The following is a 22,710-nucleotide window of genomic DNA, read 5'->3' as shown; positions in this document are numbered from 1 at the left end:
AGAGCCCCGTACGAGCCCCAGCCGCGCCCCCCGCACCAGCCAGGAACCGCCCTCATGACCGTGCCCCACCAGTCGAAGTCCCCGGAATCGATGGGGAAGCCGCCGGAGAATCACCGCCACATGGTCCGCCGCCGGTGGGTGACGGCGATAGTGATCGTGCTGCTCATCGGCATCCCCGCCGGTTATCTCGTGGTCTCCGCCGGCCAGAGCAGGCGCAGCGGACTCGACAAGGAGCTGGAGTCCTCGGCGACCGGCCTCACGGACGCCGTGCCGTCGCGGATGAAGCAGCGGGTCTTCGAGGTGCCGATCCCCGGGCGTGCCACGAACGTGCGCTACTACGAGACGAGCAACTGGAAGTCCAGCCGTCTGTATGTGCAGTTCAACGTGACGTCCGGCCGGCTCGACACCTTCCTCACCGAGCTGGGCACGCACCGCTCGGCGCTCAAGGAGGGCGAGGTGACGATCGCGCCCCGCGACTCGCGCACCGTCGGCTGGGACTTCGTCCCCACCCGCGTGTGGTCGGGCACCACGCACAAGCAGAAGGACCCGCGCCCCACCCAGGACATCACCGTCGACCTGAGCGATCCGGCCATGCCGCGCGTGTACGTGGTCTCCACGACGACCCCGTGACCCACGAGCACGCAGTGACCGCGACGACTCCGTGACCACGACCACCCCGTGACCACGACGACCCCCTGATCAGCGCCACCCGGTGGGCGTCCCCCGACCCCCTCCCGTGCGCGATCGGGGGATGTGGGAGCGTGAGCGGGTGAGCGAGACGACCACGAAGACCTTGCAATACCGCGTCGACGGACCGGAAGACGCACCGGCCCTGATCCTGGGGCCCTCCCTCGGCACGACCTGGCATATGTGGGATAGGCAGACCCCTGAGCTGGCCAAACACTGGCGGGTGGTCCGTTTCGACCTGCCCGGTCACGGCGGCGCGCCCGCCCACCCCGCCACCGGTGTGCCCGAGCTGGCGGACCGGCTGCTCGCCACGCTCGACGGGCTCGGCGTGCAGCGCTTCGGCTACGCGGGCTGCTCCATCGGCGGCGCGATCGGTGCGGAGCTGGCGCTGCGCCGCCCCGACCGGGTGGCCTCGCTCGCGCTGGTGGCCTCGTCCCCGCGCTTCGGTACGGCGGACGAGTTCCGCCAGCGCGGCGTCATCGTCCGTACCAACGGTCTCGACCCGATGGCCCGCTCGGCGCCCGAGCGCTGGTTCACGGCCGGTTTCGCCGCCGCGCAGCCCGCGATCGTGGAGTGGGCGGTCCAGATGGTCCGCACCACCGACCCGGGCTGCTACATAGCCGCGTGCGAGGCGCTGGCCGCCTTCGACGTACGCGCGGAGCTGGGCCGTATCGGGGTGCCGACGCTCGTCCTGGTGGGCGCCGAGGACAAGGTCACCGGTCCCGCCGAGGCCCGCACGCTGGTCGCCGGGATACCGGACGCCCGGCTCGCGCTGGTGCCGGGAGCCTCGCACCTGGCGCCCGTCGAGCAGCCGGCCGCCGTCACGGACCTGCTCGTACGCCACTTCTCCACCGCCTGGCAGAACCCCTCCGACACCTCGACCGGTCTGACGGTGCTGCCCGACTGGGCCACCTACCCGGGCCCGGGGACGCCCGCGGGACCGCCGACCCTGTCGCCGATGACCACCCCCGTCGCCGAGATCACCTCCGCCGAGCAGCCGCGGGCCGTGGCCGCCGTACGCCCGGATCCGTACGAGGCGGGCATGCGGGTCCGCAGGGAGGTCGTGGGTGATGCCCATGTCGACCGGGTCATGGCCGAAACGGACGACTTCGCCGGCGACTTCCAGGAGCTTCTGACCCGCTACGCCTGGGGCGAGGTCTGGAACAGGGAGGGGCTGGACCGCCGCAGCCGGAGCTGTGTGACGCTGACGGCCCTCGTCGTGGGCGGCCACCTCGACGAACTCGCCGTCGAGACCAGGGCCGCCCTGCGCAACGGCCTGACGCCGGCCGAGATCAAGGAAGTCCTGATTCAGGCGGCCGTCTACTGCGGCTTCCCGGCGGCGACCGCCGCGTTCCGCGTCGTCGGCGCGGTCGTCCAGGAGGAGACCACCCCCGACCACTAGGGTCCGTCCGTCCCTCGCATTTGCCGTCGCGGTGGCGGATGTCGACCATGGGAGGGTGCGGCGCCGGTGGTCGTACGCAACCCCGTCCAGGAATTCGCGACACGAGGTGGTCACGGTGAAGCTCACCAAGAAGTCCCACGCCTGCGTCCGACTGGAGAAGGACGGGCGGACACTCGTTGTCGACCCCGGCGTCTTCAGTGAGCAGGACGCGGCGCTCGGCGCCGAGGCCGTCCTCATCACCCACGAGCACCCCGACCACTTCGAGGAAGGCAGGCTGCGGGCCGCCCTGGAGGCGGACCCGGCCACCGAGATCTGGACCCTGCGCAGTGTCGCCGAGCAACTGTCGGCGGCCTTTCCGGGGCGCGTGCACACCGTGGGGCACGGCGACACGTTCGCCGCCGCGGGCTTCGACGTACAGGTGCACGGCGAACTCCACGCCGTGATCCACCCCGACCTGCCGCGGGTCACCAACGTCGGCTATCTGGTGGACGGTTCACTGTTCCATCCCGGCGACGCGTTCACCGTCCCCGACCGCCCCGTCGAGACGCTGATGCTCCCGGTGCACGCGCCCTGGAACAAGATCTCCGAAGTGATCGACTACGTACGGGAGGTCAAGCCGCGCCGCACCTTCGACATCCACGACGCGCTGCTCACCGATCTCGCGCTGCCTCTGTACGACGGCCATGTCGGGCGCCTCGGCGGCTCAGGCCACGCCAGGCTGGCCCCCGGCGAGGCCACCGACCTGTGAGCACCGGCCCGGTGGCTGTCGCGACGCCGACTGTCAGACCTCGCCGATAGGCTGTCGTCCATGCGCATCGCCACCTGGAATGTCAATTCGATCACTGCCCGGCTGCCGCGTCTGCTGGCCTGGCTGGAGAGCACCGGCACGGACGTGCTGTGCGTCCAGGAGACCAAGAGCACCCTGGAGCAGTTCCCCTCCGACGCCCTGCGCGAGCTGGGTTACGAGTCCGCGGTCAACGCCACGGGCAGGTGGAACGGGGTGGCGCTGATCTCGCGCGTCGGTCTCGACGCCGTCGTCAAGGGCCTGCCCGGCGGCCCGGAGTACGAGGGCGTGGAGGAGCCCCGCGCGATCTCCGCGACCTGCGGCGGCGTGCGGATCTGGTCGGTCTATGTGCCCAACGGCCGCGAGGTCGGGCACGATCACTACGCGTACAAGCTGCGCTGGCTCGATGCGCTGCGCGCGGCGGTGGCCGAGGACAGCGCGGGGGACGGGCCGTTCGCCGTGCTCGGCGACTTCAACGTCGCGCCGACCGACCAGGACGTGTGGGACCCGGCGCTGTTCGAGGGCGCCACCCATGTCACCCCCGCCGAGCGTGCCGCTCTGGCCGCTCTGCGTGAGGGCGGTCTGTCCGACGTGATGCCGCGACCGCTCAAGTACGACCAGCCGTACACTTTCTGGGACTACCGCGAGCTCCGGTTCCCGAAGAACCGGGGTATGCGGATCGACCTCGTCTACGGCAACGGGCCCTTCACCGCTGCCGTCAAAGACAGTTATGTCGACCGTGAGGAGCGTAAGGGCAAGGGTGCTTCGGACCACGCCCCGGTCGTCGTCGATCTCGACCTCTGATGTTCGGAGGCCGGGCCGGCATCGTCGGGTCTGGCCCCGGGCATTCTGCCTCTGATACCGCCCGCGTGCCCTGAGGTGCGCGGGTACGGGGAAATGGCAGGCTGAGTGTATGAACATCCCTTTCTTGGACAACTGGCGCAAACGGAACGGCGCTGATGAGGGGGCGGCGTCGGCATCCGTCGTCGGGAGTGACGCGGAAGGCGTGGCCGAGCTGCTGTCCGAGTGCGAGCTGCTGCGGGTGAGGGCAGGGCAGTCCGGTCTCGAACTGGACGATTCCCCGGCCTCGTTGGAGGCTCTGGACCAACTGCCGCCGCACTGGCGCGACGACCCGGAGGAGCTGCCCTGGCTCGGCAACGACGCGGGGCTCTATCTCGGTACGGTCATCGTGCGTACGGTCGAAGGGGCGACCTGGCACATCTGGCCCGGCGGTCACCCCGTCGTGCGGCTCGTCTCCGGCCGGGAGATCCAGGTCGTGGAGGCGGGTCTCGACTGGGCCGTCAGCGGCGCGCCCGAACTGTCGCAGGTGTACGCGGAGGCGGCCGAGGCGTGACCGGGGTCTGCCACCTGGACGTTAATACGGCTTATGCCCGATTTATGCGTGTCGGGTGTGAAGTCCCTTGCCGGGCTGGATAGTTTGCGCTGACCTCGACAGAGCCGAGAACGGGGAGGGCAGCGTATGGCCGTCGACCACGGTCCGACGGGCAGTCCACGGCGCAAGCCGCAGTTCATTCCACGACCGACCCACACACCGCCGACCCGATGCCCCGGTCCGGGAGTTCGGGTGCGCGGACGAACCCATCGCGCCGGATCTGGACTACGATTTGCCGTTCATCCCCATGGCGACGGTGGTCTCGACGGCAGAGACCACGGATGCCGCGCCGGCCTCGGGCACCACCCGGGAGTCCGTACGCGTCCGCCGTGCCCCGCACCCGTGGGGATGGTCCCGCCGCCGCCCGACGCGCGGTAGCCCTTAGGGACACGGCCCGCCTCCCGCCTTGCGCGGGAGGACACTCCGGCAGCAGCCGGAGATCACTTCTCGCGCCGTAGGACCGACCGGCACCATGGGTCGGACGTGGCCGGGGAGAAGGTCAGCTGCGCGCCGGGAGGGCCGTGTCCGACATGGAGCGGGCCCGCGTCGTCGCCATGTACGACGAGGGTGCCGCTCTTTTTCGTCTCCCGCGCCGCCGCGGCCACCCTCAGCTCGACGCCCGGTGCGAGGTGCGCACGGCCGGAGCGGGCTCCTGAGCCGCCCTGGTGACGTCCGAGACCAGCTCGACCACATCGGGGCCGTACGCCTGCGAGTTGACCACCTTCAGCAGCAGACAGAACGAGTCGCGGCCATGCTTTCGCGCCAGCTTCGCGTGGTGCCTGGCCAGATAGCGCGAGGCCGCCTGGTTGGTGATCGCGCGCTGCCCGCAGAAGAGGAAGACCGGCCGGGAATCCTGCCCGGCCGTCAGCCGTGCCAGGATGACGTACTCCGCCACACCCGGCTCCGCGCGGTAGCGCTCGCTGCCGATCTGGAAGGCCCCGCGGTCCGGGCCCGGATCCGGATCCGTGTTGATCTTGACGCCGGGCAGCAGCGAGGACAGATGGGCCGCCATCCGGCGGTTCGAGGCGGGACCGCCCAGACAGAACTCCGTACGCTCCCCGAAACCCTGCTGCGCGGAGTCGTGCTGGACTATCTGCGCGTGCGCGCCGCAGTCCTTGATCAGCGCGGACAGCTCCAGCAGCGCGAAGACGTCATGACGGTGGACGGCACCGTCGCCGCCCGCCTCCCGGTTGACGACCAGCAGGCACTCGGAGTTGCCGGGCAGCCCGAAGAACGCCTGCTTCCTGCGCAGCTTGCGGCGCCAGAGATAGGTCCGGGCCATCCAGCCGAGAGCGGCGCTGATGCCGGCGGCGAGCACTCCGAGAACGATGTTGCGTATGTCGTCGGTCATGGGCGCGCATGTTAGCGGGACGGCGCCGCCGCGGACATGCCGCACGGGCTCCGGGGCAAGACACCGCCTCCAGTGCTTCTGGCGGGGAGTGGGCGGTGAAGTTACGCTCCGCGGACGGACGTACACCGGAGGTACAGATGCGCCGCCCCGCCGCACGCACCGCACGCAACGTCTCGGTCGTGGCAATCGCCGCCGCCATGCTCTCGGTCGGCGCCGCCGCGCCGCCGCAGTCCTCCTCCGCCGCGCCTCCTACGGAAGCGCCCGCCAAGACTCCCCCGAAGGCACCCGTCAAATCGCCGGTAGCCGTCGGCCACGGCGGGGCGGTGGCGAGCGTCGACACGGACGCGTCCGCCGCCGGCCTCGACGTGCTCAGACGCGGCGGCAACGCCGTGGACGCGGCGGTGGCGACCGCCGCCGCGCTCGGTGTCACCGAGCCCTACTCGGCCGGTATCGGCGGTGGCGGCTACTTCGTCTACTACGACGCCAAGTCCCGCTCCGTCCACACCGTCGACGGCCGCGAGACCGCGCCCCGGTCCGCCGACGCCACCCTCTTTCAGGAGGACGGCAAGCCGATCCCCTTCGCCGAAGGCATGACGAGCGGACTGGGTGTCGGTACGCCGGGCACCCCGGCCACCTGGGAGCGGGCGCTCGACTCCTGGGGCAGCGTGTCGCTGCGGGAGTTGCTGAAGCCCGCCGAGAAGCTGGCGAAGGACGGCTTCACCGTCGACGGGACGTTCCGCTCCCAGACCGCGTCGAACCAGGCCCGGTTCGCCGACTTCCCGGCCTCCGCCGAGCTGTTCCTGCCCGGCGGCCAACTGCCCGTGACCGGTTCGGTGTTCAAGAACCCCGACCTGGCCCGTACGTACGCGGAACTGGGCCGGCGCGGCACCGACGCGCTCTACCGGGGCGACCTCGCCCGCGACATCGTGCGCACCGTGCGCACCCCGCCCGTCGACCCGGACGCCACCCGCAAGGTCCGGGCGGGCGATCTGACGACCGGCGACCTGGCCGCGTACCGGACGAAGAAGCAGGCGCCGACGAAGGTCTCCTACCGAGGACTCGACGTGTACGGCATGGCACCGTCGTCCTCCGGCGGTACGAGCGTCGGCGAGGCGCTGAACATCCTGGAGCGCACCGACCTCGCGGGCGCCTCGCAGGCGACGTATCTGCACCGCTTCATCGAGGCGAGCCGCATCACGTTCGCCGACCGGGGGCGCTGGCTCGGCGACCCCGCCTTCGAGGACGTCCCCACCAAGGCCCTGCTGTCGCAGCGCTTCGCCGACTCGCGCGAATGCCTCATCAAGGACGACGTGGCCCTCAAGAGCCCGCTGCCGCCCGGGGACCCGTCGAACCCCGTGCCGTGCGCGACGGGCGGTACGGCGGCGCCGACGACGTACGAGGGGGAGAACACCACCCATCTGACGGCCGCCGACAAGTGGGGCAACGTCGTCGCCTACACGCTGACCATCGAGTCGACGGGCGGCAGCGGCATCACCGTGCCCGGCCGGGGGTTCCTCCTCAACAACGAGCTGACGGACTTCTCGTTCGCCGCCGCGAACCCGGCCGTCCACGACCCGAACCTGCCCGGCCCCGGCAAGCGGCCGAGGTCGTCCATCTCCCCGACGATCGTGCTGGACGAGCGCGACCGCCCGGTCCTGGCGCTCGGCTCACCCGGCGGCGCGACCATCATCACGACCGTCCTCCAGACGCTCACCGGCCATCTGGACCGGGGTCTGCCGCTGGTCGACGCGATCGCCGCGCCCCGCGCCAGCCAGCGCAACGGCGCGACCACGGAGCTGGAGCCGGGCCTCTACGACAGCCCGCTGCGCGCCCAACTCGAAGCACTGGGGCACACGTTCACCCGCAACCCCGAGATCGGCGCCGCGACGGCCGTCCAGCGGCTGCCCGACGGCCGCTGGGTGGCGGCGGCGGAGAAGGACCGCAGGGGCGGCGGCTCCGCGATGGTGGTCCACCCGGCGGGCCGGCCTTCCAACAGTTATACCGGTTGATGGCGGTATTACAATGACGGAATGGTACGCAGCCCCCTGACTCCAGAAGAGCGCGAGCGCGGCGAGCGGCTCGGCCTGCTGCTCCGCGAGGCGCGCGGCACCCGCAGCATGGTCGAGATCGCGGCCGTCGCCGGGCTCTCGCCCGAGACGCTGCGCAAGATCGAGACCGGCCGCGCCCCGACACCCGCCTTCTTCACGGTCGCGGCGCTGGCCGGGGCGCTGGGGCTGTCGATGGACGAGATCGTGACGGCCTGCTCGCCCTTGCCCGCCTGACCGGGCGAATTCGCCCACCGCTCGGTACCGAGCGGTACCGAGCGGTATCGATCGGTGCGGCGTGCTGCCGGGTAGTCTCGCGGGCGTGACTCTCGACGCGCTCCGCCGCAGCCGCTACGTCAGCCTCACCACATACCGCAAGGACGGCACCGGGGTCGACACCCCCGTCTGGCACGCCGTGGACGACGGCCAGTTGTACATCTGGACCCGCAGCGACTCCTGGAAGGTCAAGCGGATCCGTGACAACAGCCGCGTCGTCGTGACCGCGTGCACCGCGCGCGGGCGCATCGCGCCGGGCGCGGCGAGCGCCGAGGGCACGGCCCGGCTGCTCGACGACGCGCAGGCCGCCCGGGTCGACAGACTCCTCCTGCGCAAGTACACCTGGCAGTTCTGGCTCGTCGCGAAGCCGGCCGCGCTCGTACGCCGTGGGAAGCGTGTGCATACGGCGATCGCGGTAAGTTTCTGACGCCTCGTCGGCGCGCCGACTTGTTCAACAAGGTTGACCTCTAACCAGATTTTTATCTGGGAAACGTGACGTCGACCACTCGCTGAGCCCATACTTGAGTGATCGCACCGCACCGTGCGCGACAATCCCGCGTAGCCGTCACGTAACACGGCTGCGGTTTCATGCCGGCGGGCCGGACGGTTCCCTCACGGCAGTGCGCAGCAGGGCAAGGGCGGAAAGACAGCGATGACGAGGCATGAACTTCCTGCGGAGATCGGGGCTTTCGCGCGGTACTTCCGCGGGATGACGGCGCTCCTCGACCCGGACGGCGGCTGGTACGCCGTCTTCAGGCAGCGGGACCCGGAAGGGCTCAGGGCCTGCCTCGACGGTGCCGAAGTACCGCCCTGGGACGTGGTGGAGTCGCTGCTCCACGACCTCGCCGCGAGCCACGGGAACCGGCCCGTCGACCGCGAGACCGCGCGGGCGAGCCGGCTGCACGCCGCGTCCGCCGCCGCCCACGACCGGCTCCCCGGCGGCCCCGACGCGCTGCGCGAGCGGCTGCGGCTGATGCACCATGAACAGGCCACGGCGGCGAGCCGCGCGGATGAGGTCATGCGCCGCCTGCGGCTGGTCGGCGAGGGATCGCCCGAGGCCGATCAGCTCGAGTACGACCTGGCCTGGGTCCGCGACGACTACGCGCGCGCCACGGCCCGCTGCGCCGAACTGCGCGAACGGCTCGGGGCGGTCGCCGGGCCGCCGAACGCACCGTCCGCGCACACCACGCACTCCACCCACGGCACGCACAGCGCGCCCACCCCGCGCTCCTCCTCGCCCGCGCACGCGGCACCCGCCGCCCCGGCGTACGGCTCCCCGGAGGCGAGACCCACGGCCGCCGACGGGTGGTATCGGGCGGAGGAGCCCGTGGCCGACGACCAGTCGGTCTTCGGCCGCCCCGACGGCGGCCGGCCCACCGCACCCGACGACTGGTTCCGCCCCGAACCCGGCCGGACGGGCGAGAGAAGCGGCGGCGCGGACGGCCGCCGGGGCGCCGGTGCCACGGGCGACCCGGGGGACACCGGCTCGCACCCCACCGCCGGCCCCGAGGACTCGCAGGAGATGGCGCAGGTGCCCGGCCAGCGCCGTAAACAGCGCAAACAGCGAGGCGCGCGCTTCGCCTTCACCGAAGGGGCCGACGCGGCGGACGCGTCCCTCACACCGCCCGCCGCCACCGCACCGCCCCGCGGCGCCCGCTTCGGCGGCTCGCCCGGCTCCGAGCGCGGCCGTACCGACGGCCCCGACAGCGGGCTGACCCGGCAGCAGGCCGAGGCGCGCCGCGCCGCCCTGGACACGGTGGCCGTGCTCGTACGGCTCCGGGCGGCCGGCCGCAGCGGTGAGGCTCACGTGGCGCTCTGCGAGGCGGCGGCCAGACCCGCCGAGCAACTGCCCTTCCTCGCGGCCGAACTGCACCGTGCCGAACTGGGCGCCGACTGGGCCTCGGTGCTGTGGGAGGTCTCGTCCCTGCCGCCCGACCGGCTCGCGGCGGCGGCGACCGCGCTCGCCACGGCCGGCCGCGACGCCGACTGCGGTGTGCTGCTGCGGCAGGGCGTCTCCCGGCCCGCCGAGGACATCGGCCACGCGGTCGTCGCCCTCGGCGACGCGGGGCGCACCCAGGAGGTCCAGGCGCTGCTCGGCGCCTTCGTCCGGGCCCGTACGCCCGACGACACCGCGCGCATAGCCGCCGTGGACCCGCCGCGCCTGGTCCCGTGGCTGCTGGAAGCGGCGCGAGGCGTCTCCACCGGACACGAGCGCGATCTCGCCCGTGCGCTGCGCGGCGCGGGGCTGGGCGGCGCCTGACCCGGGCGGGTTGCGAATCATGATCGACTCAGCGGCTTAACCGCGATGGTCTTGCCCCGTCGGGACGGCGGGCTTAGGTTCTCCTCCTACGCACCGTATCTACGGGCGTAGAAAGCGCTCGGAACGCACCCGGAAACGCGCTCGGATCGCAATCGGAGAACGCGCAGCAGCACACCCGCAACACGCTCAGCGAGAAGCTGGGCGAACAGCTCAGCAGACGCTCGACCTTCCGCCGAAGGAGCAGCCCGTGGCCAGAGTCGTACGCGCCGCACTCGTCCAGGCGACCTGGACCGGCGACACCGAATCCATGATCGTCAAGCATGAGGAGCACGCCCGCGAGGCGGCCCGGCAAGGCGCCAAGGTCATCGGTTTCCAGGAGGTGTTCAACGCCCCCTACTTCTGCCAGGTGCAGGAGCCCGAGCACTACCGCTGGGCCGAGGCGGTCCCGGACGGGCCGACCGTGACCCGGATGCGGGAGCTCGCGCGCGAGACCGGCATGGTCGTCGTCGTGCCGGTCTTCGAGGTCGAGCAGTCGGGCTTCTACTACAACACCGCGGCCGTGATCGACGCGGACGGCTCGTATCTCGGCAAGTACCGCAAGCACCACATCCCGCAGGTCAAGGGCTTCTGGGAGAAGTACTACTTCAAGCCGGGCAACGCGGGCTGGCCCGTCTTCGACACCGCCGTCGGCAAGATCGGCGTCTACATCTGCTACGACCGGCACTTCCCGGAGGGCTGGCGCCAACTCGGCCTGAACGGCGCCGAACTGGTCTACAACCCCTCGGCCACCTCACGCGGACTCTCCAGCTATCTGTGGCAGTTGGAGCAGCCCGCCGCCGCCGTCGCCAACGAGTACTTCATCGCCGCGATCAACCGCGTCGGCCAGGAGGAGTACGGCGACAACGACTTCTACGGCACGTCGTACTTCGTGGACCCGCGCGGCCAGATGGTCGGCGACACCGCGAGCGACAAGGCGGAGGAACTGGTCGTCAGGGACCTGGACTTCGGGGTCATCGAAGAGGTGCGCCAGCAGTGGGCGTTCTACCGCGACCGGCGCCCGGACGCGTACGAGGGGCTGGTGCGGCCGTGACCGAAGCGCCCACGAGCCCGTCCGCCGCCGGCCCCTCCCACGACGCCCCGATCAGCCTGCCCGCCACCGACCTGCACGGCCGGCACCGCGCCGTCCTGCCCGACTGGCTGGCCCTCTACTACCGGCGGCCCATCGAACTCACCCACGGCGAGGGCCGCCACGTCTGGGACGCCGAAGGCAACCGCTACCTCGACTTCTTCGGCGGCATCCTCACCACCATGACCGCCCACGCCCTCCCCGAGGTCACCAAGGCGGTGAGCGAGCAGGCCGGGCGGATCATCCACTCGTCCACGCTCTACCTCAACCGCCCGATGGTGGAGTTCGCCGAACGCGTCGCCGCCCTCTCCGGCATCCCGGACGCGCGCGTCTTCGTCACCACCTCCGGCACCGAGGCCAACGACACGGCCCTGCTGCTCGCGACCGCCTACCGCCGCTCCAACCAGATCCTGGCGATGCGCAACAGCTACCACGGCCGCTCCTTCTCCGCCGTGTCCATCACCGGCAACAGCGGCTGGTCCCCGACGAGCCTGTCGCCGCTCCAGACGCTCTACGTGCACGGCGGGGTGCGCACCCGGGGCCCGTACGCGCATCTGTCCGACGCGCGGTTCATCGCCGCGTGCGTCGCCGACCTGGAGGACCTGCTCGGACACACCCGCGCGCCCGCCGCGCTGATCGCCGAACCGATCCAGGGCGTCGGCGGGTTCACCTCGCCGCCGGACGGGCTGTACGCCGCGTTCCGCGAAGTGCTCGACCGGCACGGCATCCTGTGGATCAGCGACGAGGTGCAGACCGGCTGGGGCCGTACCGGCGACCACTTCTGGGGCTGGCAGGCGCACGCCGAGAACGGCCCGCCGGACATCCTCACCTTCGCCAAGGGCATCGGCAACGGCATGTCCATCGGCGGTGTCGTCGCCCGCGCCGAGATCATGAACTGCCTGGACACCAACTCCATTTCGACCTTCGGCGGCAGCCCGGTCACGATGGCGGCGGGCGTCGCCAACCTCGCGTACCTCCTGGAGCACGACCTCCCCGGCAACGCGCGTCGCGTCGGCGGGCTGCTGATCGAGCGGCTGCGCGCGGCGGGGGCCGGCGTCCCCGTCGTACGGGAGGTGCGCGGACGCGGCCTGATGATCGGCATCGAACTCGTGAAGCCCGGCACCGACGAGGCGAACCCGGAGGCCGCCGCGGCGGTGACCGAGGCGGCACGCGAAGGCGGTCTGCTGATCGGCAAGGGCGGCGGCCACGACACCAGCGTGCTGCGTATCGCCCCGCCGCTGTCCCTCACGGTCACGGAGGCCGAAGAGGGCGCGGCGATCCTTGAACGAGCCCTGGACAGCGTCTAGTTCGCCGATCTCCGATCGCCGATCGCCGGACGGGCGGCCACCCGCGGCCCGCCCGGCGAACGGCCGTTCAGCCACCGCGGGTCCGTCCAGCCGTCTCACGTCCGTCCAGCCACCGCACGTCCGTCATGTCACGGAGGCCATGTACATGAGTAATCGCACGCTCGTCCGGGGCGGTCTGGTCATCACCGCCGCCGACGAGGTCCACGCCGATGTGCTGACCGAGGACGGCCGTATCGTCGCGCTCGCCTCCAACGGCTCCGACGTCGCCGCGAGTTGGACGGCGGACCGGGTCATCGACGCCACCGGCAAATACGTCATCCCGGGCGGCGTCGACGGCCATACGCACATGGAGATGCCGTTCGGCGGGACCTTCGCCGCCGACACCTTCGAGACCGGCACCCGCGCCGCGGCCTGGGGCGGCACCACCACCATCGTGGACTTCGCCATCCAGTCGCCCGGCCAGGCGCTGCGCGAAGGGCTCGACGCCTGGTACGCCAAGGCGGACGGCAACTGCGCCATCGACTACGGCTTCCATATGATCCTCGCCGACGTCAACGAGGACTCTCTTAAGGAGATGGACCTCCTCGTCCAGGAGGGCATCACCTCCTTCAAGCTGTTCATGGCCTACCCCGGCGTCTTCTACAGCGACGACGGCAAGATCCTGCGCGCCATGCAACGGGCCTCCCACAACGGGGGGTTGATCATGATGCACGCCGAGAACGGCATCGCGATCGACGTCCTTGTCGAGCAGGCCCTCGCCGCCGGCCGTACCGATCCCCGCTACCACGGCGAGGTACGCAAGGTGCTGCTGGAGGCCGAGGCGACGCACCGCGCGATCCAGCTCGCCCGCGTCGCGGACGCGCCCCTGTATGTCGTGCACGTCTCCGCCGAGGAGGCCGTCGCCGAGCTGGCAGCCGCCCGCGACAAGGGACTTCCCGTCTTCGGCGAGACCTGCCCGCAGTATCTCTTCCTGTCCACCGACAATCTCGCCGAGCCGGACTTCGAGGGCGCCAAGTACGTCTGCTCGACCCCGCTGCGGCCCCGCGAGCACCAGGCCGCCCTCTGGCGCGGACTGCGCACCAACGACCTCCAGGTCGTGTCCACCGACCACTGCCCGTTCTGCTTCAACGGTCAGAAGGAGATGGGCCGCGGCGACTTCTCCAAGATCCCCAACGGGCTGCCGGGCGTGGAACACCGGATGGATCTGCTCCATCAGGCCGTGGTCGACGGGCACATCACCCGGCGCCGCTGGATCGAGATCGCCTGCGCGACCCCGGCCAGGATGTTCGGCCTCTATCCCAAGAAGGGCACCATCGCGCCCGGTGCCGACGCCGACATCGTCATCTACGACCCGCACGCCGAGCAGACCCTGTCCGCCGAGACGCACCACATGGACGTCGACTACTCGGTGTACGAGGGCAAGCGCATCACCGGACAGGTGGAGACCGTGCTGTCCCGCGGCGAGGTCGTCATCGACGGCCGGAAGTACACCGGCCGTGCGGGGCACGGCAATTACACCCCCCGCGCCACCTGTCAGTACCTCACGTGACCGCACCTGACCTCACCTGAAAACGCAGTACCTCACCGAGAAGTTGGGAGTGGCTTGGCCATGGACTTCGGACTTGTCCTCCAGACCGACCCGCCGGCGTCGGCGGTCGTCGGCCTCATGCGGCGCGCCGAGCGCAACGGCTTCCGCTACGGCTGGACCTTCGACTCCGCCGTGCTGTGGCAGGAGCCGTTCGTCGTCTACAGCCGCATCCTCGAACACACCACCACGCTGATCGTCGGGCCGATGGTCACCAACCCCGGCACCCGCACCTGGGAGGTGACCGCGTCCACCTTCGCCACGCTCAACGAGATGTACGGCAACCGCACCGTGTGCGGCATCGGCCGCGGCGACTCCGCGATGCGGGTCGCCGGCCGCGCGCCCAACACCCTCGCACGGCTCGGTGAGGCGATCGACGTCATCCGTGACCTCGCCGAGGGCCGCGAGGCGTCGGTCGACGGCAAACCGCTCCGGCTGCCCTGGGTGCGGGACGGGAAACTGCCGGTGTGGATGGCCGCGTACGGGCCGAAGGCCCTGGCCATGGCCGGCGCGAAGGCCGACGGCTTCATCCTCCAGCTCGCCGACCCGTATCTCACCGAGACCATGGTCAACGCCGTCCGTACGGCCGCGTCCGACGCCGGACGCGACCCGGACTCCGTCACCATCTGCGTCGCCGCCCCCGCCTACGTCAGCGACGACCTGGCGCACGCGCGCGACCAGTGCCGGTGGTTCGGCGGCATGGTCGGCAACCACGTCGCCGATCTGGTCAGCCGCTACGGCGAACACTCCGACCTGGTGCCCGACGCCCTCACCACGTACATCAAACAGCGTGAGGGATACGACTACAGCCACCACGGCCGGGCCGGGAACCCGTCCACGGACTTCGTGCCCGACGACATCGTGGACCGGTTCTGTCTGCTGGGCCCGGCCGAGGCACACATCGAGAAGCTGAAGACGCTACGGGCCCTGGGCGTCGACCAGTTCGCCGTCTACAACATGCACGACGCGAAGGAAGCGACGATCGACACGTACGGCTCCGAGATCATCCCCGCGCTGATCTCCTAGGGCGTGTCCGTGAAGTCCCGCCTGGCCCGCGACGCCTGGCACGGCACCTCTCCTCCCGTAGCCCCCGAGGGGGCTACGGGAGGTGCCCCCTGCGGGGCGGACACGCCCCAGCCCCCCGCGCTGACCTCCTGAGCCCTCCCTCAGGGCGCCGGGCGCCTGGCGGTGACGATCCACACCCCGGCGCCCAACATGACGCCCCGCTCGGACTCGTACGGCCGCAGCACCGCGGCCATCTCCTCCCGCGCGGCGTCGGGCACCGTCAGCCCCGGCGTCCGCGAGAGGTAGAAGTCGACGGCGTCCGGGGCGTCGTGCCCCCAACAGGTGGGCAGTGTCACGGGGTTCACGTCGATGCCGGTGAACCCCGCGCCGGCCAGGACCTCGTGGATCCGCGACGGCTCCGAGAACGATGCCATCGCGGCGGCCAACTCGCCCTGGATCGGCCGGTCCTGGCCCGCCAGTGCGGCCAGCCGCCCGAGGGCCGCCCGCTCCTCGCCGTCCGGAAGCCCCGGCTGCGGACAGAGCAGGGCGAGCCGGCCGCCCGGACGTACGCCGCGCGCGATGTTGGCGAAGGCGGCCACGTGGTCGGCGAAGAACATCACGCCGCCCCGGCTGATCACCACGTCGTACGCGCCCGCCGGGAAGGGGTGGAGCTGCGCGTCCGCCAATACGTAGGCGACGTGGGGCAGTTCGCGGTCGTCGGTCAGAGACCGGGCGCGCTCCAGCAGGGGCGCCGAGATGTCGACGCCGGTGACCTGCCCCTGCGGGGCACGGCAGGCGGCCAGACGGGTCGTCAGACCGCTGCCGCAGCCGACGTCGAGGACATGGTCGCGCTCGCCGATCGCCGCCGCCGTGAACAGCGGGTCGTCGAAGTTGGCCATCATCGCGTTGTAGCGGTCGGGATGTTCGGCCCAGTGCGCGCCGAAGGGACCGTTCCACGCCTCGGCGACGGCGACGGCAGTGGCGGCGGTGGCCGCGGTGAGAACGGGACTGGCGTCGCTCATGCGGACTCCTCGACAAGCGCGGTGCCGGTCAGGGCCGCCTCGACGCGTTCGACCGCGCAGATCGCGCCGAACGCCACCAGATGCACCAGACAGTGATCGGTGTGCGGCGGGACGAGCCACGCCGCCACGTCCTCGTCCGTGACGCGGTACGGGGCGAGGGCCGCCAGCAGCGCGAGCCGGGCGCCCGGCCGCTCGTCCCGGTCCGGCAGGCCGTCACCGCTCAGCGGCAGCGGCGTGACACCGTCCCAGGCGGCCACCGTCCGCCGTACGTACGCGGCGTCCTCGTCGCTCAGCAGCCCCGCACCCAGGTGCGCCGCCGTACGCAGCGCCCCGAAGGCCGCGCCGACCGGGCTGTCACCCGCCCACGCGGGAGCCGGCCCCTCCGTCTCCAGCAGGCGCAGGCTGTCGCCGGGAGTCAGCTCGCGGCGGACCGTACGGGGCAGCTCGCCACCCGCCATATCGCGCAGCACCTGGGGCCTCTGCGCGTTGTCGGGCAGCATGTTCTCGGTCAGCAGCGTCGACACGACGCGGTTGATGAAGTGGAACGCGAGGCCCGTCCCGATGAACTCGGGCGCGTGCTCCGCCGGGAAGGGGCGCTCCGTGTCCATGCGCTTGCCCCAGTCCAGCAGCCGCCGGTGCCGCGGATCGGCCGGCTCCGCGCCGCGCCCCACCGTCTCGGCGAGGCCGTGCTCGCCCGTCGCGTGCAGCAGCACGGTGTGCGCGTCCACGCAGAACGGGCAGCGGTTGGCGAGCGACACCCCGGCGGCCACCACCTCCTTCTCCACCCGCGACGCGGCACCCGCGAGCAGGGACTCGCGGAGCACGGCCCAGGCGCCCGTCAGCAGCGGGGGAGCGGGAGTCAGGACGACGAAGGTGGGCGCGCCCTCGAAGCCGAGGTCGGTGGCGACCTGCGCGAGGACGTCGGCGCTCACGCCGGTCGCGGAGGTGGGCGGTTCGGGTGTGGTGTATCGGAACGTTCGAGTCATGGGTCGATGTTCGCCGTGGCCAGGGCCCCGTGGCGTCGTACCACCGATGGCATTACGGCCTGCGCCCGCCGGGTGGTGGCGGGCGGCGACTACTTCGCCGGGAGTAGTGGGGAAGCAGTCGCCGGGGACGACGCGCCGCCCGCCGCGCGCTGGTTAGAGTGCGGCCATGGGGGGCGAATGGAAGAAAGCGGCGGGCCGGCGGGCGGTGCTGCTCGACACGGCGCTCGCGGCCGTGACCGGTGTGGTGGTGCTGCTCGCGGCCGTGGCCGCCGACCACCCCGGCCCGGACCCGGTCGACATGTCGCTGATCGCGGCCGGCTGTCTGACGCTGGCCGCGCACCGGCGCGCGCCGGTCGCCGTGCTGATCGTGACGACGCTGTGCATGCTCGCGTACGTCCTGCACGGGCAGCCGGGCTCATGGGCCGCCTTCCCGGTCCTGGCGGCCGTGCACGCCTCGGCGCGCAGCGGGCGGCGGGCGTACGGCATCGCGGCGAGCGCGGTGTTCCTCGCCGTGTTCTTCGGCGTCGATCCGGGCGCCGACGACATCGTGGAGCGGACCGTGCTGCTGGTCGGCTGGTTCCTCTCGGCGGGCGTCACCGGGCTCGTCGACAAGAACTGGCAGGCGTATCTGCGGCAGACCGAGGAGCGGGCGCGCGAGGCCGAACGCACCCGTGAGGAGGGCGCGTTGCGCAGGGCGGGGGAGGAACGGCTGCGGATCGCCCGCGAGTTGCACGACTCCCTCACCCACTCCATCTCGATCGTCAGGCTCCAGGCGGGCGTTGCCGTGCATCTCGCGCGCAAGCGCGGCGACGAGGTGCCCGCCGCGCTGCTCGCCATCGAGGAGGCGAGCGGCGAGGCCATGCGTGAGCTGCGGTCGACGCTCGAAGTCCTGCGTACGGATGTCGTGCCGGACGGCACGGGCCTGGACCGGCTGGACGAGCTGGTCGAGCGGGCCAGGGCGGCGGGCATCGCCGTCGCCGTCTCCGTCACCCGCACCGGGAAGGCCGCCGGGCTTCTGCCGCCGGCCGTCGACCGGACCGCGTACCGCATCGTGCAGGAGGCCCTCACCAATGTGGCCCGGCACGCGGACCGCGCGAAGACGGCGGTACGGCTCACCCACCGGGCGCGCCATCTGCTGGTGGAGGTCGAGGACGAGGGCCCGGCCGCGCCCGGCGATCCGGTCGCCGAGGGGACAGGGCTCACCGGCATGCGCGAGCGCGTCGCGGCGCTCGGCGGCACGCTGCACGCGGCGCCCGGCGCGGGCGGCGGATTCACCGTACGGGCCGAACTTCCCCTGGAGAGCGTGTGATTGAGCGAGGCGATGGGGACGGGGCGGCTGCGGGGCCGCCGGGCGGGGAGGTGATCCGGGTCGTGGTGGTGGACGACCAGGCGCTGATGCGGGCGGGGTTCCGCGCGCTGCTCGACGCCGAGGAGGGCATCGAGGTGGTCGGTGAGGCCGCCGACGGGCGGCGGGGGCTGGATCTGGTGCGGGGGTGTGTCCCGGACGTGGCCCTCATCGACGTACAGATGCCGGTGATGACCGGCATCGAGACCACCCGGCACATCGCGGCCGATCCCGCGCTGGCCGGGGTCCATGTCGTCATCCTCACCAACTACGGCCTGGACGAGTACGTCTTCGACGCGCTGCGCGCCGGGGCCGCCGGATTTCTGCTCAAGGACACCGACCCCGTCGAACTGCTCCAGGCGATCCGCGTCGCCGCTCGCGGGGACGCGCTGCTGTCACCGTCCATCACGCGCCGGCTGATCGGCGAGTTCGTGTCCCGGCCGCCGGACCGCTCGACCGCGCCGGGTCTGGAAACGCTGACGCGGCGCGAGCGGGAGGTGACGGGGCTGGCGGCGCGCGGGCTGACGAACGAGGAGATCGCCGCGCACATGGTCATCAGCCCGTTCACGGCGAAGACCCACATCAGCCGGGCGATGACCAAGCTGGGCGCCAGGGACCGGGCCCAACTGGTCGTGTTCGCCTACGAGTCGGGGCTGGTGGCACCGCGCGAGCGGACGCGCTGATACGAGGGCCGGGGGCCGCGTCCACCTGCGCCCGCGCCAGGCCGTGTCTTCGAAGTAGCGCCGTCCGCCCGCGGGCCAGGCGGGACTTTGAAGACACGTCCTAGGTGTATTGATCACGAGCGTTGTTGACACTTGGCAGGTCTTGAACATGGCGAAGACCTCCGGTGTGGTGGGAGCTGTCTAGGAACTCACCGCACGGAGGTCTTCGTGTCCCACCGTAATGCCCGGCTGACCGTTCACGGTAGGCGACTGCTGGTCGAGCGGGTCTGCTCGGGCCGCCCGGTCGCGCATGTGGCCGCTGAGATGGGCGTATCGAGAGCCACCGCCCACAAATGGATGCGACGGTGGCGAGACGGGGGCGAGGCCGGGCTGCGTGACCGGTCCAGCCGGCCCCTCAGGACACCGCACCGGACCCCGGCCGATACCGAGGCCCGGGTGTGTGACCTGCGCCGGGAGCGCAAACTCGGCCCCGCCCGCATCGGCCCGGTCCTGGGACTTCCCGCCTCGACCGTGCACCGCATCCTGACCCGCCACGGCCTGAACCGCCTTGCCTGGATGGACCGTCCGACCGGCACCGTGATCCGCCGCTACGAACGCGAACGCCCCGGCGAGCTGATCCACGTGGACGTGAAGAAACTCGGCCGCATCCCCGACGGAGGCGGCCACAAGGTGCGGGGCCGCGACGCCGGCCGCCCGATCCGCGGCATGGGCTACGACTACGTCCACTCCGCCGTCGACGACCACACCCGCCTCGCCTACAGCGAGATCCATCCGGACGAAAAGGTCACCACCTGCGCCGCCTTCCTCACCCGCGCCGCCGCGTTCTTCCACACCCACGGCATCACCCGCATCGAACGCGTCCTGACCGACAACGCCTGGGCCTACCGCAAGGGCCTGGCCTGGAAGGCCGCCCTGGCCGACCTCGGCGCCACCGGCAAACTCACCCGCCCCTACCGGCCCCAGACCAACGGCAAAGTCGAACGCTTCAACCGCACCCTGGCCGACGAATGGGCCTACCAGCGCCCCTACACCTCCAACACCGAACGCACCACGGCCCTGGCAGACTTCCTCCACACCTACAACCACCACCGCGGCCACACCGCACTCGGCGGCCACCCACCCATCACCCGCGTCAACAACCCTCCGGGTCAATACACCTAGGGCACCCGGGCCGTCCACTCGCGCGTACCGAACTTCGTCTCGGCCAGCTCCCGCGCCCGCGCCATCTCCTCGTCGGTGACCTTGCCCTCGTCAAGGCCGTACCGCCCCCGGAACGAGTCGATCATCCGCTCGATGACCGCCTCGCGCGCCAGCCCCGTCTGACGGCGCAGCGGATCCACCCGCTTCTTCGCGCTGCGCGTGCCCTTGTCGGACAGCTTCTCCCGGCCGATGCGCAGGACTTCGAGCATCTTGTCGGCGTCGATGTCGTACGCCATCGTCACGTGGTGCAGTACGGCGCCGCCGCCCACCACCCGCTTCTGCGCGGCGCCCGCGATCTTGCCCGCCTCGGTGGCGATGTCGTTGAGCGGCTGGTACCAGGCGTTGATCCCCATGTCGCCCAGCGCGCCGAGCACCCAGTCGTCCAGATAGGCGTAGCTGTCGGCGAACGTCAGGCCCTGGACGAGGGAGTCGGGGACGGACAGCGAGTACGTGATGGTGTTGCCGGGCTCGATGAACATGGCGCCGCCGCCCGAGATCCGGCGTACGACCGTGACGCCGTGCCGCTCGGCGGCCCGCGGGTCCACCTCGTTGCGCAGCGACTGGAAGCTGCCGATCACCACGGCGGGGGAGTCCCACTCCCAGACCCGCAGGGTCGGCGCGCGGCGGCCCGCCGCGACCTCGTTGGTCAGGACCTCGTCCAGCGCCATGTGGAGCGCGGGCGACTGCGGCTCCATGTGCACGAGTTGCCAGTCGTAGTCCGTCCAGTCGGTGGCGTGGGCCACCGCGCGCCGTACGGCGATGCCGATGCCGTCACTCGTCAGCCCGTACATCCGGGTGCCGGGCGGGAGCGCCGTCTGGACGCGCGCGGCGAGAGAGGCCGCGTCGAGGTCGGCGGGCGCGCCTTCGAGCGCCCGGTCGATGAGGTGGATCGCCTCGTCCGGTTCCAGGAAGAAGTCTCCGGAGACCCGGACATCACGCAGCACGCCGTCCCGCGTGTCCAGGTCCACGACGACGAGCTTGCCGCCCGGGATCTTGTACTCACCGTGCACCGCTGTGCCACCGCCTCTTGTCCGTCTCGCCGCTCGCGCCGCTCTTGTTGGCTGTGCGGTCTGTCCGCGCGCTCTGTCTGTGCGCTGCAACGTACGGGGACGGGCGGATCATCCCGGACCGGACCGGACCCACCCACCCGCCCCTGTCCCCTACGTCACGGGCAGCCGCGCGCAGCGGCGGCAGGCGCGGGCCGAGGAGGCCACCATGCCGTGCGTGATCGCGGTGACCATGCCCGCGAAGGTGACCAGCGGCCAGTTCGTGGCCAGCGGAGACAGCACGGCCAGCGCGAGGGTGGCGACCACCATCGCCACACCCGCCGTCGTACCGGCCCAGGCGACGGCCAGCGGCAGCCGCCGGGGTGTGCGCAGCCTGCGGGCCGGCGCGCCGGTGGCGGCGAGTGCCGCCGCGGCGAGCAGCGTGGCGACGGCCGCGACCGCCGCCAGTTGGACGGCGAGGAGCTGTGGCGTGTGGTGGAGCTGCCAGCCCTGCCCGGAGGTCCAGATCAGATGCCAGCAGGCGATCAGGAACGGGACGGTGAGGGTGACCGACAGGGCGGTCCGCCGGGTCTGCGCGAGGGTCAACTCCCGCTGACAGCTCGGCACCAGCTCGTCAGGGGTGCCGAACTCCCGTACCGCCAGGCGGGCCGCCAGGTCGTCGGGCACGCCGTCGCGGGTGTGCGCCTCCACCGTGTCGGTGAGACCGTCCCGTATCTCCTGGAGCATCCGCGACTTGGCCCGGACCGGGCCGTGCAGCGCGGCGGACAGCGTCGCGATGTAGCCCGCGACCGGGTCGTCGGCGGGGTCGTCGGCGGGGGTGCCGGCGGGGGTGTCCTTCGTCTCGATCATGTCGCGGGCCTCGCGGCCGGGGCGGCGACGGCCGGGTTCAGGACCGCGCCGATCGCCGTCGTGAACTCGCGCCACGCCGTGCGTTCGCTCTCCAGGCTGCCGCGTCCCGCGTCGGTCAGCCGGTAGCAGCGCCGCCGCCGTTCGCCGACGGACTCCCAACTGCTGCCGAGCAGTCCGAGCCGTTCAAGTCTGTTCAGGGCCGGATAGATCGTGCCCGTACGGAGTTGGAGCGCGCCCTCGCTCCGCTGCTGGACCGCCGCGATGATCGCGTAGCCGTGCAGCGGGCCGGGTTCGAGCACGGCCAGCAACAGTCCGTCCAGGTGCCCACGCACCGCGTCTGTCTTCATGAGTAGACAGCCTACCTATAGAACGCGTTGCCGTGGTACCTATTGGCAGC

The 22,710-nt window shown here is 71.7% G+C and carries 22 protein-coding genes; 16 read left to right on the top strand and 6 right to left on the bottom strand.

From position 1 onward, the window contains the following. Positions 1 to 54 precede the first annotated feature (54 nt). The 5 genes from OG329_RS06210 (at position 55) to OG329_RS06190 (ending at position 4,227) form a co-directional block, all read left to right on the top strand. A complete protein-coding gene (locus OG329_RS06210) occupies positions 55 to 630 on the top strand; it encodes a hypothetical protein (RefSeq protein ID WP_405793311.1) in 576 nt (191 codons plus the stop codon). Positions 631 to 769: 139 nt separating this feature from the next. Continuing rightward, positions 770 to 2,089, top strand: coding sequence for an alpha/beta fold hydrolase (locus tag OG329_RS06205; RefSeq protein ID WP_405793310.1), 1,320 nt, complete (start codon positions 770 to 772; stop codon positions 2,087 to 2,089). Positions 2,090 to 2,204: 115 nt separating this feature from the next. After that, positions 2,205 to 2,837 carry an MBL fold metallo-hydrolase gene (locus OG329_RS06200; protein WP_405793309.1) on the top strand — a complete coding sequence of 211 codons (633 nt, stop codon included), beginning with the start codon at positions 2,205 to 2,207 and terminating at the stop codon, positions 2,835 to 2,837. A gap of 60 nt (positions 2,838 to 2,897) precedes the next feature. Continuing rightward, positions 2,898 to 3,677, top strand: a complete 780-nt coding sequence (locus OG329_RS06195; RefSeq protein WP_405793308.1) for an exodeoxyribonuclease III — start codon at positions 2,898 to 2,900, stop codon at positions 3,675 to 3,677. Between the two features lie 109 nt (positions 3,678 to 3,786). Further along, complete coding sequence (locus OG329_RS06190; protein WP_405793307.1) at positions 3,787 to 4,227, top strand: DUF6278 family protein; 441 nt, start codon at positions 3,787 to 3,789, stop codon at positions 4,225 to 4,227. A 646-nt stretch (positions 4,228 to 4,873) separates the two neighbouring features. Here the strand turns inward: OG329_RS06190 and OG329_RS06185 are convergent. After that, entirely contained in the window at positions 4,874 to 5,617 is a 744-nt protein-coding gene (locus OG329_RS06185; RefSeq protein ID WP_405793306.1) for a hypothetical protein, read from the bottom strand. Between the two features lie 137 nt (positions 5,618 to 5,754). On the opposite strand from OG329_RS06185, the gene ggt reads away from it, so the two are divergent. From ggt to OG329_RS06145, 8 genes are all read left to right on the top strand, one after another. Then, a complete protein-coding gene (ggt, locus tag OG329_RS06180) occupies positions 5,755 to 7,626 on the top strand; it encodes a gamma-glutamyltransferase (protein ID WP_405801676.1) in 1,872 nt (623 codons plus the stop codon). Between the two features lie 21 nt (positions 7,627 to 7,647). After that, positions 7,648 to 7,899 carry a helix-turn-helix domain-containing protein gene (locus tag OG329_RS06175; RefSeq protein ID WP_405793305.1) on the top strand — a complete coding sequence of 84 codons (252 nt, stop codon included), beginning with the start codon at positions 7,648 to 7,650 and terminating at the stop codon, positions 7,897 to 7,899. Positions 7,900 to 7,984: 85 nt separating this feature from the next. Beyond that, positions 7,985 to 8,365, top strand: a complete 381-nt coding sequence (locus tag OG329_RS06170; protein ID WP_405793304.1) for a PPOX class F420-dependent oxidoreductase — start codon at positions 7,985 to 7,987, stop codon at positions 8,363 to 8,365. Between the two features lie 225 nt (positions 8,366 to 8,590). Then, positions 8,591 to 10,198 carry a hypothetical protein gene (locus OG329_RS06165; protein WP_405793303.1) on the top strand — a complete coding sequence of 536 codons (1,608 nt, stop codon included), beginning with the start codon at positions 8,591 to 8,593 and terminating at the stop codon, positions 10,196 to 10,198. A gap of 247 nt (positions 10,199 to 10,445) precedes the next feature. Then, positions 10,446 to 11,288, top strand: a complete 843-nt coding sequence (locus OG329_RS06160) for a nitrilase-related carbon-nitrogen hydrolase (RefSeq protein WP_405793302.1) — start codon at positions 10,446 to 10,448, stop codon at positions 11,286 to 11,288. Positions 11,289 to 11,344: 56 nt separating this feature from the next. Then, a complete protein-coding gene (locus OG329_RS06155) occupies positions 11,345 to 12,631 on the top strand; it encodes an aspartate aminotransferase family protein (protein ID WP_405801675.1) in 1,287 nt (428 codons plus the stop codon). Positions 12,632 to 12,776: 145 nt separating this feature from the next. Beyond that, positions 12,777 to 14,180 (top strand): dihydropyrimidinase, encoded by a 1,404-nt coding sequence (hydA, locus tag OG329_RS06150; protein WP_405793301.1) that lies wholly within the window; start codon positions 12,777 to 12,779, stop codon positions 14,178 to 14,180. A 60-nt stretch (positions 14,181 to 14,240) separates the two neighbouring features. Continuing rightward, positions 14,241 to 15,242, top strand: a complete 1,002-nt coding sequence (locus OG329_RS06145; protein ID WP_405793300.1) for a TIGR03842 family LLM class F420-dependent oxidoreductase — start codon at positions 14,241 to 14,243, stop codon at positions 15,240 to 15,242. A 140-nt stretch (positions 15,243 to 15,382) separates the two neighbouring features. Here OG329_RS06145 and OG329_RS06140 read toward each other — a convergent pair whose 3' ends face one another. Both OG329_RS06140 and OG329_RS06135 read right to left on the bottom strand, forming a co-directional pair. Then, the gene (locus OG329_RS06140; RefSeq protein WP_405793299.1) at positions 15,383 to 16,243 is read right to left on the bottom strand and encodes a class I SAM-dependent methyltransferase; all 861 of its coding nucleotides are present in this window, start codon (positions 16,241 to 16,243) and stop codon (positions 15,383 to 15,385) included. Beyond that, positions 16,240 to 17,229 carry a carboxymuconolactone decarboxylase family protein gene (locus OG329_RS06135; RefSeq protein ID WP_405793298.1) on the bottom strand — a complete coding sequence of 330 codons (990 nt, stop codon included), beginning with the start codon at positions 17,227 to 17,229 and terminating at the stop codon, positions 16,240 to 16,242. Before OG329_RS06135 ends, OG329_RS06140 begins: the two co-directional genes overlap by 4 nt. A 166-nt stretch (positions 17,230 to 17,395) precedes the next feature. Between OG329_RS06135 and OG329_RS06130 the strand changes: the two genes are divergently transcribed. The 3 genes from OG329_RS06130 (at position 17,396) to OG329_RS06120 (ending at position 20,418) form a co-directional block, all read left to right on the top strand. Next, the gene (locus OG329_RS06130) at positions 17,396 to 18,538 is read left to right on the top strand and encodes a sensor histidine kinase (RefSeq protein ID WP_405793297.1); all 1,143 of its coding nucleotides are present in this window, start codon (positions 17,396 to 17,398) and stop codon (positions 18,536 to 18,538) included. 50 nt (positions 18,539 to 18,588) lie between these two features. Then, positions 18,589 to 19,257 (top strand): response regulator, encoded by a 669-nt coding sequence (locus OG329_RS06125; protein WP_405801674.1) that lies wholly within the window; start codon positions 18,589 to 18,591, stop codon positions 19,255 to 19,257. Positions 19,258 to 19,464: 207 nt separating this feature from the next. Next, positions 19,465 to 20,418, top strand: coding sequence for an IS481 family transposase (locus OG329_RS06120; protein WP_405793296.1), 954 nt, complete (start codon positions 19,465 to 19,467; stop codon positions 20,416 to 20,418). Here OG329_RS06120 and OG329_RS06115 read toward each other — a convergent pair. The 3 genes from OG329_RS06115 to OG329_RS06105 all read right to left on the bottom strand — a co-directional run bounded on the left by OG329_RS06115 (position 20,415) and on the right by OG329_RS06105 (position 22,660). After that, positions 20,415 to 21,467, bottom strand: coding sequence for a biotin/lipoate A/B protein ligase family protein (locus tag OG329_RS06115; RefSeq protein WP_405793295.1), 1,053 nt, complete (start codon positions 21,465 to 21,467; stop codon positions 20,415 to 20,417). The two genes, OG329_RS06120 and OG329_RS06115, sit on opposite strands and share 4 nt — an antisense overlap. A 150-nt stretch (positions 21,468 to 21,617) precedes the next feature. Then, a complete protein-coding gene (locus OG329_RS06110) occupies positions 21,618 to 22,313 on the bottom strand; it encodes a permease prefix domain 1-containing protein (RefSeq protein ID WP_405793294.1) in 696 nt (231 codons plus the stop codon). Further along, complete coding sequence (locus OG329_RS06105; protein WP_405793293.1) at positions 22,310 to 22,660, bottom strand: PadR family transcriptional regulator; 351 nt, start codon at positions 22,658 to 22,660, stop codon at positions 22,310 to 22,312. Before OG329_RS06105 ends, OG329_RS06110 begins: the two co-directional genes overlap by 4 nt. Positions 22,661 to 22,710: the final 50 nt, after the last annotated feature.

This window comes from Streptomyces sp. NBC_01506 (genome assembly GCF_045040295.1).
In the GTDB taxonomy this organism is placed as follows: Bacteria; Actinomycetota; Actinomycetes; order Streptomycetales; family Streptomycetaceae; genus Streptomyces.
This window is presented reverse-complemented; position numbering and strand designations above follow the sequence as displayed.

Bases quoted from the DNA above. Each gene is read 5' to 3' on its own strand.
- OG329_RS06210 (WP_405793311.1), top strand. From the start codon at position 55: ATGACCGTGCCCCACCAGTCGAAGTCCCCGGAATCGATGGGGAAGCCG.
- OG329_RS06195 (WP_405793308.1), top strand. From the start codon at position 2,898: ATGCGCATCGCCACCTGGAATGTCAATTCGATCACTGCCCGGCTGCCG.
- OG329_RS06190 (WP_405793307.1), top strand. From the start codon at position 3,787: ATGAACATCCCTTTCTTGGACAACTGGCGCAAACGGAACGGCGCTGAT.
- OG329_RS06185 (WP_405793306.1), bottom strand. From the start codon at position 5,617: ATGACCGACGACATACGCAACATCGTTCTCGGAGTGCTCGCCGCCGGC.
- ggt (WP_405801676.1), top strand. From the start codon at position 5,755: ATGCGCCGCCCCGCCGCACGCACCGCACGCAACGTCTCGGTCGTGGCA.
- OG329_RS06175 (WP_405793305.1), top strand. From the start codon at position 7,648: ATGGTACGCAGCCCCCTGACTCCAGAAGAGCGCGAGCGCGGCGAGCGG.
- OG329_RS06165 (WP_405793303.1), top strand. From the start codon at position 8,591: ATGACGAGGCATGAACTTCCTGCGGAGATCGGGGCTTTCGCGCGGTAC.
- hydA (WP_405793301.1), top strand. From the start codon at position 12,777: ATGAGTAATCGCACGCTCGTCCGGGGCGGTCTGGTCATCACCGCCGCC.
- OG329_RS06145 (WP_405793300.1), top strand. From the start codon at position 14,241: ATGGACTTCGGACTTGTCCTCCAGACCGACCCGCCGGCGTCGGCGGTC.
- OG329_RS06140 (WP_405793299.1), bottom strand. From the start codon at position 16,243: ATGAGCGACGCCAGTCCCGTTCTCACCGCGGCCACCGCCGCCACTGCC.
- OG329_RS06135 (WP_405793298.1), bottom strand. From the start codon at position 17,229: ATGACTCGAACGTTCCGATACACCACACCCGAACCGCCCACCTCCGCG.
- OG329_RS06130 (WP_405793297.1), top strand. From the start codon at position 17,396: ATGGGGGGCGAATGGAAGAAAGCGGCGGGCCGGCGGGCGGTGCTGCTC.
- OG329_RS06110 (WP_405793294.1), bottom strand. From the start codon at position 22,313: ATGATCGAGACGAAGGACACCCCCGCCGGCACCCCCGCCGACGACCCC.
- OG329_RS06105 (WP_405793293.1), bottom strand. From the start codon at position 22,660: ATGAAGACAGACGCGGTGCGTGGGCACCTGGACGGACTGTTGCTGGCC.